This is a genomic window from Streptomyces sp. NPDC060049 (assembly GCF_042736715.1).
Lineage (GTDB): Bacteria > Actinomycetota > Actinomycetes > Streptomycetales > Streptomycetaceae > Streptomyces.
The window spans coordinates 109,764-124,753 of sequence record NZ_JBHWVV010000017.1; the positions used below are offsets into that span (position 1 = coordinate 109,764).

Here is a 14,990-nt window from a genome sequence, read left to right on the forward strand (position 1 = left end):
CGAGAAGGAGATCGACATGAGCAAGTCCACACGCGTCCTCGGCGCGGCCCTGGGTGCCGTCGCCCTGACCGCATCGCTCGCCGCGTGCGGCGGCGACAGCCTGGAGAAGACGAAGGACGCCGGCTCCTCCGCCGCCGCCGGAGCGGGCGAGGGCGGCAAGGGCGGCAAACTGGTGATCGGCGCGGCCGGCTTCACCGAGTCCAACGTGCTGGCCGAGCTGTACGCGCAGGTCCTCAAGGACGCCGGCTACTCCACCTCGATCACCACGGTCAACAACCGCGAGCTGTACGAGCCCTCGCTGGAGAAGGGCGAGATCGACGTCGTCCCGGAGTACGCGGCGACCCTCGCGGAGTTCCTCAACGCCAAGGTGAACGGCTCGAAGGAGGCCACCGAGAAGCCGGTGGCGTCGAGCGACGCGGCGGCGACGGTGGCCGCCCTGGAGAAGCTGGCGGGTCCCCTCGGGCTGAAGGCGCTGCCGGCGGGCGGGGCGGTCGACCAGAACGCCTTCGCGGTGACCAAGGAATTCGCCGCGAAGAACAATCTCAAGACCCTTTCCGACCTCGGCGCGTCCGGTCTCAAGGTGAAGATCGCGGCGGGCGACGAATGCGCGGTGCGGCCCTTCTGCGCACCCGGTTTGAAGAAGACATACGGAATCGATGTTTCCGGTATTGACCCGAAGGGCGTCGGAACCCCGCAGGCGAAGCAGGCGGTCAAGGACGGCGCGGACCAGCTCGTCCTGACCACCACCACCGACGCCACCCTCGACAGCTACGGCCTGGTCCTGCTGGAGGACGACAAGAAGCTCCAGAACGCCGACAACGTCCTGCCGGTGGTCAACGCCAAGGACGCCGGCGCCCCCGAGATCGCGGCCGCGCTCGACAAGCTCACCAAGGCGCTCACGACGCAGGACCTCATCGACCTGAACCGCAAGGTCGACTCCGAGCGCGCCAAGCCGGCCGATGTCGCGAAGGCCTATCTGGAGTCCAAAGGTCTGGTGAAGAAGTAGCAGTTGGGCCTTTGGCGCGGAAAGTCGGCTCACCGCGCGGGTAACTGCTCGGGAACAGATTCCCGGGCAGCTACCCCACACCCTGTCCACGCCCTGTAAATTCCAGGCCATGCCCCGTGGACGCCACCGCAATCCCGAACCCCTTCACCGGCTGCTCACGCCGACGACCGTCGCCGGTGTGTCCGTCGCCGGGGCCGCAGCGGCCTGGCTGCTCGCGGAACCGATGGCGCTGCGCCTGCTCGTGGCCCTCACCGCGGCCGCCGGCGTCACCGGCGCCGTCGTCATGCGGTCCTGGGACCGTGCCGCGGGGCGCCGGGTCGCGGAGCTCGGGCGCGAGCGGGTCAAGGACGAATGGAAGACGGACGAGCGGATAGCCGAGCTCGAATCCGACCTCGAAGAGGCCCGGGTGCTGCGCGGCAAGCTCGACGCCAAGCTGCGCGCCAAGCGGGTCGAACTCGCCGGACTGCGCGGTGAGCACGCCTCGCTGCTGCGGCGCTACGCGACCGCGGAGACCGAGCGGGCGAGCGCCCTGGAGCGGCGCCGGCTGCTGGCCCTCGAGGCCGCCGGAGTCCCGGCCATCGAGGCCGCCGCGCCCCCGAAGGAGCTGGTGGCCGTCTCCGAGGAGCGCACCTCGGCCGGCGCGCCCACCCCGGTCGGCTTCGCCCGCGCCAACGCCGCGCTGGCGGCGCTGGCCCGCAAGGCGCAAGCGGGCACGGGGGATTCGCCGCGCGACCCGGCCCCCGCCCCCGCCTCCGCCCCGGCGCTGGTTCCGGCTGCCGTCGCCGGTGCGCCGGGAACCGCCGTTCCGGCGGCAGACCCCGCCCCGCAGGCCCCGGCCGGGCCCGCCGCGCCGGAGGCGCACGTACGCCCCGCGCTCGGCGGACCTGCCGCAGCGGTGCCCGCGCGCCGGCTCGCGGCTGCCGTGACCCCGTACGATCCGCAGCGCCGGGCGGCCTCGCGCGCGATGGGCGGCTTCGACTTCTTCGGTACGAAGACCGCGGCGCAGGCCCGCGCGGTCATCGAGTCCGTCCAGAACGAGGACCTGGCCGACGTGGTCGGCGCCGAGGCCCTCGCGGTCCACAAGGCGGAGTCCGCCCAGGGCGGCTCGGAGCCCGAGTTCAAGCCCGCCACCGCCGAGCACCGCGCGGTGGGCCAGGTCATCGACCTGACGGCGCACGACGAGACCGAGCCGATCGACGTGGCACGGCTGCGGACCGCCATCTCCTGAGGCCCGCGCCAACGGCCTGACCGCGGCCGACGTCCTGCCGTACGCCGGGTACACGGCCGACACGATGCGCGGGTTCTACGAGGGCTCCGCCCCGCTCGTCGACTCGGACGCGCACGAGGGCACCTACCAACGCCTCGCGATGTGCGCGGCGAGCGTCGAGCACGTCCTGCACACCGCCGCGGCCTCCGGGGTGGACACCGGGATCCTGACCGCGCACGCCGAGCTCTACCGGCGCGGTGTCGAGGCGGGCTTCGGGGCGGACAGCAGCTCTCGGCTGATCGGGCTGCTGGAGGGTACGGCCTAGAACAGCGACAGCTGGCCCGGATGAGGGGCCAGGGTGAAGCCGTCCAGCGTCGGGGCGCCTGCGCCGAGGATCACGCGGGCACGGGATCCGGGGCAGGAGACGAGGTCCCCGCGGCCCCGGCCCGCGGGCGGGTCGTGGCGGGCGATCCGCCCGGCGGTGACGGCGCAGTCGCGGCCGCAGGAGGGGCAGGCCCGGCGGGGGGAGTGGGACATGCCCCAAGTCTGCCCTGTGCCACGGACATCGGGCCGGCCGACCCGGACCGGCGGGCGTTCGCCCCGCGCGGCCGGGGGTCGCGGACCCGGCCGCACGGGCTCCCGGCCGCCGGGCCGGGAGCCGCGACCCGGCGGCCCTCTCCGGACACCGTGGGCCCGGCAAGATCCGAGAGAGACGGCCTAGGCCTCCTGGCCCGCCCGCCACGTTTCGTGGGCGAGGTTCACCCGGGCCCACAGCGCCGACCGGTCCGCCGGGGTCAAGTCGTCGATCTCGCGACCGAACACGGTGGTCAGCACCTCGCAGAGCTCCTCCTGCGTGGCCAGTTCCCGCCGGCTCGTGCCCCTCACCGCGTCCTTGTGGGTCAGGATCCGTCCGCGCAGCGTGTCCACGGTCGCGCCGTCGCGGCGGAACGCGGCCGGCGTGCGCACGAAGGGTGAGTCCCCGGCGGTGGAGAGCCAGGCGTGCATGGTCTCGAAGTCGGCGGTCACGGCCGGCGCGGAGCGGAAGTTCACCCTCGCGATGTGGCCCTCCGGAGTGCGCAGGGTCCACCCCGGCCCCTCGCCGTCCAGCGGGGCCAGCCGTTCCATCCCGTACCGGAACGCGCCCTGCTCGTACGTGCCCTCGCGCAGCGGCAGCGGCTCGTACGGGCCGTCGCCGAGCCCGGCGTCGACGTAGTACTCGGCCCCGTCGACCCGGACGGTCAGGGCGAGGTGTCCGCCGTTGATCCCGCGGTCCGCGGGATCGGTGTTCACGCCGCCGGCGTGGCGGGTCACGTCGTAGCCGAGGTGCTCCAGCAGCGCGGCGAAGGCGCCGTTGAGGTGGAAGCAGTAGCCGCCGCGTCCGGCGGCGAAGCGGCGTACGGACAGCTCCGGGTCTATGCCGGCCGGCCGGCCGAGCTGGATGTCGATGTTCTCGTAGGGGACGCGCTCCAGATGGGCGCGCTGCAGCGCGAACAGCCCCTCGGCGCTGGGCGTACCGGGATGGGTGACGCCGAGCCGCCGCAGGTAGTCGAGGTAGGTAGCGGAAGTCATCCGCCCACCCTAGAACGCCAGTTCGCATCAGGGGGCGGTACGAGCGCCGGCCTCACTTGTCGATGTCGCCGACCACGAAGAAGAGCGAGCCGAGGATCGCGACCATGTCCGCGACCAGCTGTCCCGGCAGGAGGACCGCCAGGGCCTGGATGTTGTTGTAGGACGCCGAGCGCAGCTTGAGGCGGTACGGGGTCTTCTCGCCCCGGGAGACCAGGTAGTAGCCGTTGATCCCCAGCGGGTTCTCGGTCCACGCGTACGTCTCGCCCTCGGGGGCCTTCAGCACCTTCGGGAGGCGCTGGTTGATCGGGCCGGGCGCCAGTTCCGCCATCCGGTCCAGGCAGGCGACCGCCAGGTCCAGCGCGTTGTGGGTCTGCTCCAGCAGCACCTCGAAGCGGGCCAGGCAGTCGCCCTCGGTGCGGGTGACGACCTTCAGCACGTCCTGGAGCTCGCCGTAGGCGAGGTACGGCTCGTCGCGGCGCAGGTCGAAGTCGACGCCGGAGGCGCGGGCGATGGGGCCGGAGACCCCGTACGCGTGCACCGCCTCGGCGGACAGGACGCCGACCGCGCGCGTGCGGGCGCGGAAGATCTCGTTGCCGTGGACCAGCTTGTCGTAGACGTCCATGCGGGTGCGGACGTCGGCGACGGCGGCGCGGGCGCGGCCCAGCCAGCCGGCCGGCAGGTCCTCCTTGAGGCCGCCGACCCGATTGAACATGTAGTGCATGCGGCCGCCGGAGATCTCCTCCATCACGGCCTGGAGCTCCTCGCGCTCGCGGAACGCGTGGAAGATCGGGGTGATGCCGCCCAGTTCGAGGGGGTACGAGCCGAGGAACATCAGGTGGTTCAGTATCCGGTTCAGCTCGGCGAGCAGCGTGCGCATCCACACCGCCCGCTCGGGGACCTCCATGCCGAGCATCCGCTCGACGGCCATGACCACGCCCAGTTCGTTGGAGAACGCGGACAGCCAGTCGTGGCGGTTCGCGAGCATCACGATCTGCCGGTAGTCCCGCGCTTCGAAGAGTTTCTCGGCGCCCCGGTGCATGTAGCCGACCACCGGCTCGGCGCTGACGATCCGCTCGCCGTCCAGGACGAGGCGCAGGCGCAGCACGCCGTGCGTGGAAGGGTGCTGGGGGCCGATGTTCAGCACCATGTCGGTGCTCTCCGCCGCGCCGCCGATGCCGACCGTGGTCTCCGTCATGGCGGCATTGTCGCAGTCCTACCCTGGGGGAATGGAAACCGGGACGACGGGTGAGACGAGCCGACCCGAGTGGGTGGGGCTGCCGGGCGGGCTGCTCACCTTGCGGCGGCTCCTGCTGGTGATGTGGACGGGGCTGTTCGCCCTGGTGACGGCCCTCGTGCTGGGGCTGACGGCCGGCCCGGTGTGGGCGGCGGGCGGCGCGCTGTGGCTGGGTGTCCTGGGCTGGGGCTGGGTGGTGCTCGGACGGAACTGGCGCTCCTGGCGCTACGCCGAGCGCGCGGACGACCTGCTGATCAGCCGGGGCGTGCTGTGGCGCGAGGAGACGGTGGTCCCCTACGGCCGGATGCAGCTCGTCGAGGTCGCCTCGGGGCCGCTGGAACGCCGCTTCGGACTGGCCTCCCTCCAACTGCACACGGCCGCGGCGGCGACGGACGCGAAGATCCCCGGGCTCGCGCCCGAGGAGGCGGAGCGGCTGCGCGACCGGCTGACCGAGCTCGGCGAGGCAAGGTCGGCGGGCCTGTGAGCGCCGAGTCCGAGCAGCCCGCCGTCCGAGCGCCCGCGGCCGGAGCCCCCGGGGCCGGGGCCGTGCCCACGACCGTGCCCGGGGCGGCCGCGGTCGGGTCCCCGGGCGCGGTGAGCGCGTCCGAGCGGCGGCTGCACTTCCTCACGCCCCTGCGCCGTGCCTGGGTGCCGATCGCCGCGACCGTCGGCATCCTCGCCCAGCAGGGCGAGAACGTCACGGAGTGGGTGAGCGCCCTCTCCGCGCTCCTGCGGCTCGTGGCGCTCACCGCGCTGATCCTGGTCTTCGGCGTGTACGGCTTCCTCAGCTGGTGGGTTACGCACTACGCCGTCACCGACAGCGAACTGCGCATCCGCAGCGGGCTCCTCTTCCGGCGCACCGCACACATCCGCCTCGACCGCATCCAGGCGGTCGACGTCACCCGCCCGCTGCTGGCCCGGATCGCCGGCGTGGCCAAGCTCCGCCTCGACGTGATCGGCGCCGAGGACAAGGACGAGCTGGCCTTCCTGGGCGAGCGGGACGCCGTCGCGCTCCGCGCCGAACTGCTGGCCCGTGCGGCCGGCTTCGCTCCGGAGCAGGCCGTCGTCCTGGGCGAGGCTCCCGAGCGGGAGCTGCTGCGGGTGGGCCCCCGGGACTTGGCCGTGTCGCTGCTGCTCACCCTGTCCGCCTGGGCGGTCGTCGCCGGCGGGCTCGCCGCCCCGGTCGCGGTGTGGTGGTTCAGCTCCAACCCCTGGGCGGCCGCCGTCGCCCTGCTCCCGGTCCTCGGCGCGGTCTGGAAGGGCACCGGGGGCCGGTTCCTCACCGAGTACGACTGGACGGTCGCCGAGTCGCCGGACGGGCTGCGCCTGGACCACGGACTGCTGGACCGCGCCCACGAGACGGTGCCGCCGGGGCGCGTGCAGACCGTACGGATCGTCGAGCCGCTGCTGTGGCGTCGGCGCGGCTGGGTCCGGGTCGAGCTGGCGGTGGCCGGCTCGAAGAACGACGTCCTGGTCCCGGTGGCCACCCGGGCCGCCGCCTACGCCGTCGTCGCCCGGGTCCTGCCGGGCGTCGACCTCGCGGGCCTCGTCTTCACGCCGTCGCCCTCCTCCGGATCCCGCTGGGTGGTGCCGGTGTGGTGGAAGGGGTACGGGTTGGCCGTCTCCGAGGACGTGTTCGCCGCCCGGCGGGGCCGCCTGTGCCGGCGTACGGAGATCGTCCCGCACGCCAAGGTGCAGAGCGTGCGCCGCTCCCAGGGACCCTGGGAGCGGGCTCGCGGCGTGGCCGACGTCCATGTGGACACCGGCGCGAACGGCACGGTCACGGCCCGGCTCCGCGCGGCGTCCGAGGCGTCCGCCCTGCTGTCCGCCCAAGCGGCCCGCTCCCGTACCTCCCGGGCCTCGGCGCGGCCGGACCGCTGGATGACCTGAGGACCGGCCGGCGCGGCCGTCGGCTTCGACCCGACGGCCCCGACGGCCCTCCCCGGGGGGACCTCCCGATCACCGCCGTGGCGGCTACGCCCCGCCGCCCGCGCGGACCAGCCCGGTCTCGTAGGCGAGGACGACGACCTGGACGCGGTCGCGCAGCTCCAGCTTGGTCAGGATGCGGCCCACATGGGTCTTGACCGTGGCCTCCGACAGGACCAGCCGGGCGGCGATCTCGCCGTTCGACAGACCCTGCGCGACCAGCAGCATCACCTCGCGCTCGCGCTCCGTCAGCCGGTCGACGTCCTTGTTGCGCGGCTCCGCGGAAGTCGTCGGCAGCATCGGCGCGAAGCGGTCGAGCAGTCGGCGCGTGGTGGACGGGGCGACGACCGCGTCGCCGCTGTGCACCGAGCGGATCGCCGCCAGCAGCTCACCCGGCGGGACGTCCTTCAGCATGAATCCGCTCGCGCCCGCCTTCAGACCCGAGAAGGCGTACTCGTCCAGGTCGAAGGTGGTCAAGATGATCACCTTGGGGTGCTCGTCGGGCAGACAGATGCGCCGCGTCGCCTCGACCCCGTCGAGCCGGGGCATGCGGACGTCCATCAGCACCACGTCCACCTTGGTGGCCCGCAGCACCTCCAGCGCCTCCAGGCCGTCGCCCGCCTCGGCGACGACCTCCATGTCGGGCTGCGCGGCGAGCACCATCCGGAAGCCGGTGCGCAGCAGCACCTGGTCGTCGACCAGCATCACGCGGATGGAGGGGCTGGAGGGGAAGGACATCGATCACCGTTTCTTGAGGGGGAGCAGGGCGCTGATCCGGAAACCGCCACCGGGCCGGGGGCCCGCGTCCAGGGTGCCCCCGACCATACCGATGCGCTCGCGCATGCCGATGAGTCCGTGTCCGGCGCCGTCCGCGCCGCCGTCCTCGTACAACTCGTGGGCCGCGCCCCGGCCGTCGTCCTCGACGAGCAGGCCGAGCCCGTCGTCGAAGTAGACGAGCCGCACGCTGGCCCTCGCCGCCGGGCCGCCGTGCTTGCGCGTGTTCGTCAGCGCCTCCTGCACGATCCGGTACGCGGTCAGCTCGACGCCGCTGGGCAGCTTGCGCGGGGCGCCCTCGACCTCGAAGTCGACCGTGAGCCCGGCCGCCCGCACCTGCTCGATCAGCACCTCGATCTGCTCGACGTCGGGCTGCGGCACGTAGTCCTCGGACTCCTGCGGCTCGCCGGTGCGCAGTACGCCTAGCAGCCGGCGCATCTCGGCCAGCGCGAGGCGGCCGGTGCCGGAGATGGTCTGCAGGGCCTCCTTGGCCTGCTCCGGGGCCGCGTCCATGACGTAGGCGGCGCCGTCGGCCTGGACGACCATCACCGAGACGTTGTGCGCGACGACGTCGTGCAGCTCGCGGGCGATCCGGGCGCGCTCGGCGGCGACGGCCACCTTGGCCTGGGCCGCGCGCTCCTTCTCCAGGCGCTCGTTCCGCTCGACGAGCTGGGCGTAGTAGGCGCGGCGGGTGCGCAGGGAGTCGCCCATCACCCAGGCGAGCGCGAAGGGAACCATCATGAACAGCACGAAGAAGACGCTGTCGACGACGGTGGTCCCCTTGTCGACGCCGACGCGCAGGAAGTACAGGGGGGAGGCGAGCAGCCCCCAGCCGAGGGCCGTGCGCGAGACCCAGCGCGGCACGTCGGAGGCGGCGACCGTGAAGAGGACGGCGAGCATCGCGAAGTCGTAGAAGCTCGCGACGGATCCCAGGGCCAGCTGGTAGAGACCCGCGGCGAGGGTGAGCCAGAACATCGGCACGGGCCACTTGCGGCGCAGCGCGACGGCGGTGCTCAGCGCCACCACGCTGGGCGTGGCGAGCAGCGCGGCGCTCGTGCTCTGGTGCGTGGAGGCGACGACGGCCATCGAGAACCCGAAGAAGAGGACAGCCCAGAAGCTGTCGACGCCCGTCGGGTGTCTGCGGAGGAAGTCGTAGAGGCGCTGCACGTAACCCAGAGTAGGGAAAGGAGATAGGTGCTGGAGTCAACCACAGGTCCGATCCGCATCCCGGGGGAGTACTCCCGAAGGTGGAGGCGAACATAACCTGTCTGCGGTGAGCACTCAGGGTGAAGGCACGACGGCGGCGGGTCCGGTCCGGTGGCGGACGGCGATGGAGAGCGCGCTCTACGGGCCCGACGGTTTCTACGTACGCCCCGGCGGGCCCGGCCCCGCCGGGCACTTCCGCACCTCCGTGCACGCCTCGCCGCTCTACGCGCGGGCCGTGGCCCGGCTGCTCCTGTGGGTGGACGGGGCCCTCGGCCGTCCGGAGGAGCTGGACCTGGTCGACGTGGGGGCCGGACGCGGGGAGCTGCTGACCGGAGTACTGGCCGAGCTGCCGCCGGAGACCGCCGCGCGGGTGCGGCCGTACGGGGTGGAGCGCGCCGGGCGGCCGGACGGGCTGGACCCGCGGATCCGGTGGACCGACGAGCCGCCGGGCGGGACGCGCGGGCTGCTCTTCGCCAACGAATGGCTCGACAACGTGCCGCTGGACCTCGCCGAGGACGGGCGTTACGTGGAGGTCGCGCGGGACGGGACGCAGAGCCCGGGCGGCCCCCTGGAGGGGCGGGACCTGGCCTGGCTGGAGCGGTGGTGGCCCGGCGCGGGCCGCGCGGAGATCGGGCGGCCCCGCGACGAGGCCTGGGCGGCGGCCGTCCGGACCGTCGAGCGGGGGCTCGCGGTGGCGGTCGACTACGCCCACACCCGGGACACCAGGCCCCCGTACGGGACGCTGACCGGATTCCGGGCCGGCCGGGAGGTCGCACCGGTGCCGGACGGCAGCTGCGACGTCACCGCGCACGTGGCGCTGGACGCGTGCGCGGGGCCGGGGGCGGCCATGCTCACCCAGCGGGAGGCCCTGACGGCCCTCGGCGTCAGGGGCGGCCGGCCCCCGCTCGCGCTGGCCTCGCAGGACCCGGCGGCGTACGTCCGGGCGCTGAGCTCCGCCGGGGAGGCGGCGGAGCTCACCGCCCGCGGCGGCCTCGGCGACTTCGGCTGGCTGGTCCAGCCGGTGGGCGTCGTCCCCTGGCCGGGATGACACCGGCCGCTGTGGTGTGCGGCGCCGCGGCCGGGGCCGGCCCCGGCCGCGAGGCGCGGGCCCTCCCGGCCGCCCCGGGAAGGTGACCGGGGGCCGGGAGGGTCCGGGTGCTACCGGGTGACCTCGTCGTGGCCCTCGTGGAGGCCGCCGCCGCTGCCCGAGCCGGTGCTCGGCTGCGAGGCGACCGGCCGCGACAGCGGGGCCAGGTCGTAGGCGTAGTGGCCGACCGCGTCCGCGATGACGTCGACGTTGATGTCGAGCGCCTTCTGGTCGATGTTCGCGATGGTGTCGCCCTTGCCGTGGTAGTTCACGTCGTACGCGACACCCGCCTGCCCGCCGAACTTCGCGGCCTGCTCCGGCGTCTTGATGCCCTCGGCGCCCGTGAACGTACCGCCCGACGGGATGCCGACCGCGATGAACGGGCCGTAGTCCGAGCGGCCCGAGAAGTCGGTGCCCTCGCGCGGGACCTTCTTGGAGTCCAGGAAGTCGTTGATCCCCTTCTCCAGCTGTGCCGAGCCCTCCGGGCCGGGGCCCGACCCGACCTTGTCCGAGTCGTCGCCGTCGTAGACGAAGTAGGCGGCGTTCGGCGAGGCGATCATGTCGAAGTTCAGGTAGAGCTTGATCTGCTTCTTCTGCGCCTCGCTCAGACCGTCGACGTACGCCTCGGAGCCGAGCAGGCCGAACTCCTCCGCCGACCACCAGGCGAACTTGACCTTGTTCTTGATCTTCGACTGGCTGCTCGCGAGGCGCTGCGCGACCTGGAGGATGCCGGCCGAGCCGGAGCCGTTGTCGTTGATGCCCGGACCGGCCGCGACGGAGTCGAGGTGAGCGCCGAGGAAGACGGTGTTGTCCTCGTCACCGCCACGCGTCTCCGCGACGACGTTGTACGTCTTGCGGTCCTCCCGGAACTCGCGGATGTCGAGGGTGACCTCGACCGGCCCGGCCGCGGCGTCGGCGGCGAGCCGCTCGCCCTCCGCGAGCGTGACACCGCCGGTCGGGATCCTGCCGGCGTCCGCCGAGCCGAGGGTGCCGTTCAGGGCGCCCTCTGTGTTGTTGTAGACGACCGCGCCGACCGCGCCGGCCGTCGCCGCGTTCTGCTGCTTGACCGCGAAGGCGCAGCCGCCGCGCTTGACCAGCGCGATCCTGCCGGTGAAGGCGCCGGCGGCGAAGTCGCCGGGCTCGCAGCCGTTCGTACCGTCGGCGTCGACCGGGGCGACGGCGATCGGTGCCGTCACGCCGGTCGCCGGGCCGCTGGCGGTGTAGGTCATCAGCTTGATCGGGACGTCGCGGCCGGCCGGGCCGTTGACCTTCAGGGTCTCGGCGATCGTCTCCACGTACACGAACCCGAACTCGTTCTTCGTGACCTTGTACCCGGCCGCCCGCATGACGGCCTCGACGTACAGGGCCGACTGCACGTGACCGCGGGAACCCGCCACGCGGGTGCCCTTGTTGTAGTCGGCGATCGCCTGGAACACCTTCAGGTGGTTGTTGGCACCCTTGCCGGTCGAGTCCTTGACCAGCTTCCTTGCCAACGCGTCGCCCCTGGCGGCATCGCTCTGCGGGCTGCCGGTGGCACCGGCGGGCCCCGCGAGGAGCAGCGGGGAGACGAGGGCCGCCGCCGCGAGGGCGGCGGTGGCTGCTGCTATACGGCGTGAGGGCATGAAAGTCCTTCCACGACAGGTGCAGGGCGGGTGCGTTGCGCGGGGGGAGAGCGGTGGACGCACGTTAGACACCAAGGAGCCGCCATGGCCAGAGTTTTCGCTGCTTCCGGTTCGTGAAATCCGGATATCGGTATTTCGGTGCCGCCGGAAACCGGACAATGCCCGTTCCGTGCGGTGCCGGAGCCTGCCGCCGTGTCTAGCGGAGGATGCCCTCGATGAAGTCGGAGCCGATCCGGGCCACGGCCGCCAGGTCCAACTGGTGCTGGACATAACGCCCTTGGCGGCGCGTGTGGAGCAGGCCGGCCTTCTTCATCACCGCCAGGTGGCGGGACACCTCCGGCGCCGTGATCCCGTACGCCGACGCCAGCTCGCCCGTCGTGTACGGAGCGCGCGCCAGGCTGCGGCACAGCATCATCCGCATCGGATGGGCGAGCGCCTCCATGCGTCGCTGCAGCAGCTCCACCGACCCCGGGGAGGAGGCCGGTTCGGGAGCGCAGAGCGGGTAGTGGACGACCGGGCGCCAGCCGGGGGCGTGCAGCACCAGCAGGTGCGGCCAGCCGAAGTTCGTCGGCACGAACAGCAGGCCGTCGCCTATTCGCGGATCGGTGGCCGTCGTGGAACCGCGCATCATCTTGTCCACCGCGACGGTGGTCAGCTCCTCGTCGACGCTCAGGGCCGCCGAGACCTCCTTGAGCGCGGCCGCCAGCCCCTTGCGGCGCAGCAGCTCCGTCTTGTGCCGGGCGTCGGCGCTCTGCCGGGGCTCGATACCCCGCCAGGTCTCGGCGAAGAACGCCTCGTCGCAGTCCTCCAGTAGTCGGCGCAGCCACACCCGGACACCGGCGGTGTCATCGAGCACCCGTACGGCGAAGGCCAGTTGCTGCGGGCCGCGCGCGGAGGCCGTCTCCAGCGCCCTGGCCCGGGCGAGCGGGTCCGCGAGCGGCGACGGCCCGCCGCCGCCGTCGTACATCGCCAGCCGGCAGTGCTCCAGCGCCGCCGACACGAACCGCTCGTCGTCCAGCCGGTCCAGTACGTCGAGCTCCTCGGCCAGCGTCGCGCCGGGCCGGCCGGAGCCGCCGGGAATCCCGGCGAACGGCATGAAGATGTCGGCGAAGGAGCTGCGCCACATGAACTCCCCCTCCAGCAGCCGGTCCGCTAGGCACGGATCGAGCGCGGCCGCGGTGGCGGCGGACCAGGAGGCCAGCCCGGGGTGGTGACCGGGCTGGGAGAGCGCGTGCAACGCCATGCACAGCTCCGCGAGCGGGGACGGCGAGAAGCCGATCCGCTCCGGCGGGAGCCCGGTGATGTCGATGGTGACGCTCATCGCATCATTCTGCCCGGCGCCGGCCGCCCGGTTGACGGGCAGGCGGCCGAGGTCCCCCAGAGCCCCACCCGGACGGGTGAGGGGCGCCCGCGCCGCCGCCGTACGGCGGGCCGGGCGCGCCGGCGATCGGCGGGGTCCGCCGATCGCCCGCGCCCGGTGCGTCCGAGGGGGTGAGGGCGGGCACACGAGCGCCGCTCCTCGCTCAGCTCTCGTAGTGGTAGCGGCACGCGGCGACGCGGACCTCGTCGTCAGCGACCTTGTAGACGAGGCGGTGCTCGTCGTTGATCCGGCGCGACCAGTAGCCCTGGAAGCCGTGCTTGAGGGGTTCGGGCTTGCCGATGCCCTCGTTGCCGTTGCGCACCACGTCCGCGATCAACGTGTTGATCCTCTTCAGGAGTCTGCGGTCCTGGGCCTGCCACCACAGGTAGTCGTCCCATGCGGACTCGTCCCAGACCAGCTTCATTCCGCCGCCGGCTCCCGCACGGTGCCCCCGCCGTTCTCGAGCCGGTCGATCGAGGCCAGCAGCCGCCGGGCGTTCGCCGGGCTTCGCAGCAGGTACGCCGTCTCCTTCAAGGACTGGTAGTCCTCCAGCGAGACGATGACCACCGGGTCGTGTCCGGCACGCGTGATCACGATCTCTTCGCGGTCGTCGTTGACCGCGTCGAGCACCTCGGCGTACCGGGCGCGGGACTCGGAGTACGTCATTGTCTTCACGGCTCTCCTTCCAGCTGTACAGGAAATTGTACGTCTGCCGTTTCGGCGTCGCAAGGCACCGGTGCGTGGGGACGGAGCTGCGGGCGCCCGCGCCGGGCCGCCCCGTCTACAGGCGGGCCACGAAATCCGACACCGCCGTGGCGACGTCCGCCTCCGTCCAGGACAGGCCCGGCTCCGTGACCTCCAGTTCCGTCACCGACAGGCCCGGCGGGCCGTCGGGGGACCAGCGGCGGAAGAGGACGGTGCCCGTGTCCTCCGCCAGGCGGACTCCGGCCTCGTTGAGGCGGTCCGCGTCGTACGGGAGCCACACCTGGAACTGGTGGGTGTGGGGCACCTCCGGGTGGACCCGGAACCAGGGGACCTCGGGGGAGGCGGCCAGCGCCGAGGACAGGGCGGCCGCCACCGTCCGCGCCCCGCGGACGTAGGACGGGAGCTTCGCCAGCTCCCGGTCCAGCCCGGCCAGGGCGGACAGCGCGGCCGGGAACTGGCGGAAGACCTGGCCCCCGTACCGGTGGCGCCAGACCCTGGCCTCCGCCACGAGCGAGCGCGATCCGGCGAGGGCCGCCCCGCTGATGCCGCCCAGCGACTTGTAGAAGGAGACGTACACCGAGTCCGCGAGCGCCGCGATCTCGGGCAGGGAGCGGCCGAAGTGGACCGTCGTCTCCCACAGCCGGGCGCCGTCGAAGTGGACGGCCGCGTCCCGTTCCCGGGCGGTCGCCACCAGCGCCGACAGCTCGTCCCACGTCGGCAGCAGGAAGCCCGCGTCGCGCAGCGGCAGCTCCACCATCAGCGTTCCGAACGGCTCGGGCAGCTCGGCGACCTCCGAAGCGGTCGGCTGGCGCGGTTCGCCCGTCGGGTGGACCGTCCGGAGCCCCGAGACGGCCGACAGCGCGCCGCCCTCCCACCGTTCCGGGTGGCTCATCGGGTGCAGGGCGACGACCGGGTTCCCGGTCCGGCCGGCCCAGCAGCGCAGGGCGATCTGCTGGGCCATGGTCCCGGTCGGGAAGAACGCCGCGTCCTCGGTGCCCAGCAGGTCCGCGACCCGCTGCTCCAGCCGTGCCACGACGCCGTCGCCGTAGATGTCGCCCGGCTCGTCCGGGTCGGGGGCGAGGCCGCCCAGGTCCGCCATCAGCTCGCCGACCGTCGCCTCCCGCAGACTGTGCGACAGCTTGCGCCGTGCCGCCCGCCCCGCGGCCACCAGCCGCTCGGCCACGAGCTCCGCCCGCCGGGCCGCCTCGTCCGCCGCGTCCGGCCCGTCATCCGCCCGCCCGGCCGCCCCGTCCGCCGCCCGCTCCGCCACCCGTACCGTGTCCTCGCTCATCCC

At 73.2% G+C, this 14,990-nt stretch carries 15 protein-coding genes and 1 pseudogene; 6 read left to right on the plus strand and 10 right to left on the minus strand.

Going from position 1 to position 14,990, the window contains the following annotated elements; all coding sequences use genetic code 11:
* Positions 1-16 precede the first annotated feature (16 nt).
* From ACFWBY_RS28385 to ACFWBY_RS28395, 3 genes and pseudogenes are all read left to right on the plus strand, one after another.
* Positions 17-1,006, plus strand: coding sequence for an ABC transporter substrate-binding protein (locus tag ACFWBY_RS28385; RefSeq protein ID WP_385331178.1), 990 nt, complete (start codon positions 17-19; stop codon positions 1,004-1,006).
* Positions 1,007-1,115: 109 nt separating this feature from the next.
* The gene (locus ACFWBY_RS28390) at positions 1,116-2,234 is read left to right on the plus strand and encodes a hypothetical protein (protein WP_385331181.1); all 1,119 of its coding nucleotides are present in this window, start codon (positions 1,116-1,118) and stop codon (positions 2,232-2,234) included.
* A 13-nt stretch (positions 2,235-2,247) separates the two neighbouring features.
* A pseudogene (locus ACFWBY_RS28395) lies at positions 2,248-2,538 on the plus strand (NAD(P)-dependent oxidoreductase); the annotation flags it as partial.
* Here ACFWBY_RS28395 and ACFWBY_RS28400 read toward each other — a convergent pair.
* The 3 genes from ACFWBY_RS28400 to ACFWBY_RS28410 form a co-directional block, all read right to left on the minus strand.
* The gene (locus ACFWBY_RS28400; RefSeq protein WP_385331184.1) at positions 2,535-2,750 is read right to left on the minus strand and encodes a hypothetical protein; all 216 of its coding nucleotides are present in this window, start codon (positions 2,748-2,750) and stop codon (positions 2,535-2,537) included. The pseudogene ACFWBY_RS28395 and the gene ACFWBY_RS28400 sit on opposite strands and share 4 nt — an antisense overlap.
* Before the next feature lie 180 nt (positions 2,751-2,930).
* On the minus strand, positions 2,931-3,782 hold the full coding sequence (locus ACFWBY_RS28405; RefSeq protein ID WP_385331187.1) for an arylamine N-acetyltransferase: 852 nt from the start codon (positions 3,780-3,782) through the stop codon (positions 2,931-2,933).
* A 52-nt stretch (positions 3,783-3,834) separates the two neighbouring features.
* The gene (locus ACFWBY_RS28410; RefSeq protein WP_385331189.1) at positions 3,835-4,977 is read right to left on the minus strand and encodes an NADH-quinone oxidoreductase subunit D; all 1,143 of its coding nucleotides are present in this window, start codon (positions 4,975-4,977) and stop codon (positions 3,835-3,837) included.
* Positions 4,978-5,008: 31 nt separating this feature from the next.
* Here ACFWBY_RS28410 and ACFWBY_RS28415 point away from each other — a divergent pair, with 31 nt between their 5' ends.
* Both ACFWBY_RS28415 and ACFWBY_RS28420 read left to right on the plus strand, forming a co-directional pair.
* Positions 5,009-5,500, plus strand: coding sequence for a PH domain-containing protein (locus ACFWBY_RS28415; protein WP_385331192.1), 492 nt, complete (start codon positions 5,009-5,011; stop codon positions 5,498-5,500).
* A complete protein-coding gene (locus tag ACFWBY_RS28420) occupies positions 5,497-6,906 on the plus strand; it encodes a PH domain-containing protein (protein WP_385331195.1) in 1,410 nt (469 codons plus the stop codon). Before ACFWBY_RS28415 ends, ACFWBY_RS28420 begins: the two co-directional genes overlap by 4 nt.
* An 84-nt stretch (positions 6,907-6,990) precedes the next feature.
* Here the strand turns inward: ACFWBY_RS28420 and ACFWBY_RS28425 are convergent, their stop codons facing one another.
* Together ACFWBY_RS28425 and ACFWBY_RS28430 are read right to left on the minus strand one after the other, a co-directional pair.
* The gene (locus tag ACFWBY_RS28425) at positions 6,991-7,680 is read right to left on the minus strand and encodes a response regulator (protein WP_385331198.1); all 690 of its coding nucleotides are present in this window, start codon (positions 7,678-7,680) and stop codon (positions 6,991-6,993) included.
* 3 nt (positions 7,681-7,683) lie between these two features.
* Positions 7,684-8,883 carry a sensor histidine kinase gene (locus tag ACFWBY_RS28430; protein WP_385331201.1) on the minus strand — a complete coding sequence of 400 codons (1,200 nt, stop codon included), beginning with the start codon at positions 8,881-8,883 and terminating at the stop codon, positions 7,684-7,686.
* A 163-nt stretch (positions 8,884-9,046) separates the two neighbouring features.
* Here ACFWBY_RS28430 and ACFWBY_RS28435 point away from each other — a divergent pair, with 163 nt between their 5' ends.
* Entirely contained in the window at positions 9,047-9,970 is a 924-nt protein-coding gene (locus tag ACFWBY_RS28435) for an SAM-dependent methyltransferase (RefSeq protein WP_385331332.1), read from the plus strand.
* 110 nt (positions 9,971-10,080) lie between these two features.
* On the opposite strand, the gene ACFWBY_RS28440 is transcribed toward ACFWBY_RS28435, so the two are convergent.
* The 5 genes from ACFWBY_RS28440 to ACFWBY_RS28460 all read right to left on the minus strand — a co-directional run bounded on the left by ACFWBY_RS28440 (position 10,081) and on the right by ACFWBY_RS28460 (position 14,987).
* Entirely contained in the window at positions 10,081-11,631 is a 1,551-nt protein-coding gene (locus ACFWBY_RS28440) for a M28 family metallopeptidase (protein WP_385331204.1), read from the minus strand.
* A 196-nt stretch (positions 11,632-11,827) separates the two neighbouring features.
* On the minus strand, positions 11,828-12,952 hold the full coding sequence (locus tag ACFWBY_RS28445; RefSeq protein ID WP_385331206.1) for a DUF5937 family protein: 1,125 nt from the start codon (positions 12,950-12,952) through the stop codon (positions 11,828-11,830).
* 202 nt (positions 12,953-13,154) lie between these two features.
* Positions 13,155-13,415, minus strand: a complete 261-nt coding sequence (locus tag ACFWBY_RS28450; RefSeq protein WP_385331209.1) for a Txe/YoeB family addiction module toxin — start codon at positions 13,413-13,415, stop codon at positions 13,155-13,157.
* Complete coding sequence (locus ACFWBY_RS28455) at positions 13,412-13,666, minus strand: type II toxin-antitoxin system Phd/YefM family antitoxin (protein WP_385331212.1); 255 nt, start codon at positions 13,664-13,666, stop codon at positions 13,412-13,414. Before ACFWBY_RS28455 ends, ACFWBY_RS28450 begins: the two co-directional genes overlap by 4 nt.
* A gap of 106 nt (positions 13,667-13,772) precedes the next feature.
* Positions 13,773-14,987 (minus strand): threonine aldolase family protein, encoded by a 1,215-nt coding sequence (locus tag ACFWBY_RS28460; protein ID WP_385331215.1) that lies wholly within the window; start codon positions 14,985-14,987, stop codon positions 13,773-13,775.
* Positions 14,988-14,990: the final 3 nt, after the last annotated feature.

Bases quoted from the DNA above. Each gene is read 5' to 3' on its own strand.
- ACFWBY_RS28385 (WP_385331178.1), top strand. From the start codon at position 17: ATGAGCAAGTCCACACGCGTCCTCGGCGCGGCCCTGGGTGCCGTCGCC.
- ACFWBY_RS28390 (WP_385331181.1), top strand. From the start codon at position 1,116: ATGCCCCGTGGACGCCACCGCAATCCCGAACCCCTTCACCGGCTGCTC.
- ACFWBY_RS28400 (WP_385331184.1), bottom strand. From the start codon at position 2,750: ATGTCCCACTCCCCCCGCCGGGCCTGCCCCTCCTGCGGCCGCGACTGC.
- ACFWBY_RS28405 (WP_385331187.1), bottom strand. From the start codon at position 3,782: ATGACTTCCGCTACCTACCTCGACTACCTGCGGCGGCTCGGCGTCACC.
- ACFWBY_RS28410 (WP_385331189.1), bottom strand. From the start codon at position 4,977: ATGACGGAGACCACGGTCGGCATCGGCGGCGCGGCGGAGAGCACCGAC.
- ACFWBY_RS28415 (WP_385331192.1), top strand. From the start codon at position 5,009: ATGGAAACCGGGACGACGGGTGAGACGAGCCGACCCGAGTGGGTGGGG.
- ACFWBY_RS28425 (WP_385331198.1), bottom strand. From the start codon at position 7,680: ATGTCCTTCCCCTCCAGCCCCTCCATCCGCGTGATGCTGGTCGACGAC.
- ACFWBY_RS28435 (WP_385331332.1), top strand. From the start codon at position 9,047: ATGGAGAGCGCGCTCTACGGGCCCGACGGTTTCTACGTACGCCCCGGC.
- ACFWBY_RS28440 (WP_385331204.1), bottom strand. From the start codon at position 11,631: ATGCCCTCACGCCGTATAGCAGCAGCCACCGCCGCCCTCGCGGCGGCG.
- ACFWBY_RS28445 (WP_385331206.1), bottom strand. From the start codon at position 12,952: ATGAGCGTCACCATCGACATCACCGGGCTCCCGCCGGAGCGGATCGGC.
- ACFWBY_RS28450 (WP_385331209.1), bottom strand. From the start codon at position 13,415: ATGAAGCTGGTCTGGGACGAGTCCGCATGGGACGACTACCTGTGGTGG.
- ACFWBY_RS28460 (WP_385331215.1), bottom strand. From the start codon at position 14,987: ATGAGCGAGGACACGGTACGGGTGGCGGAGCGGGCGGCGGACGGGGCG.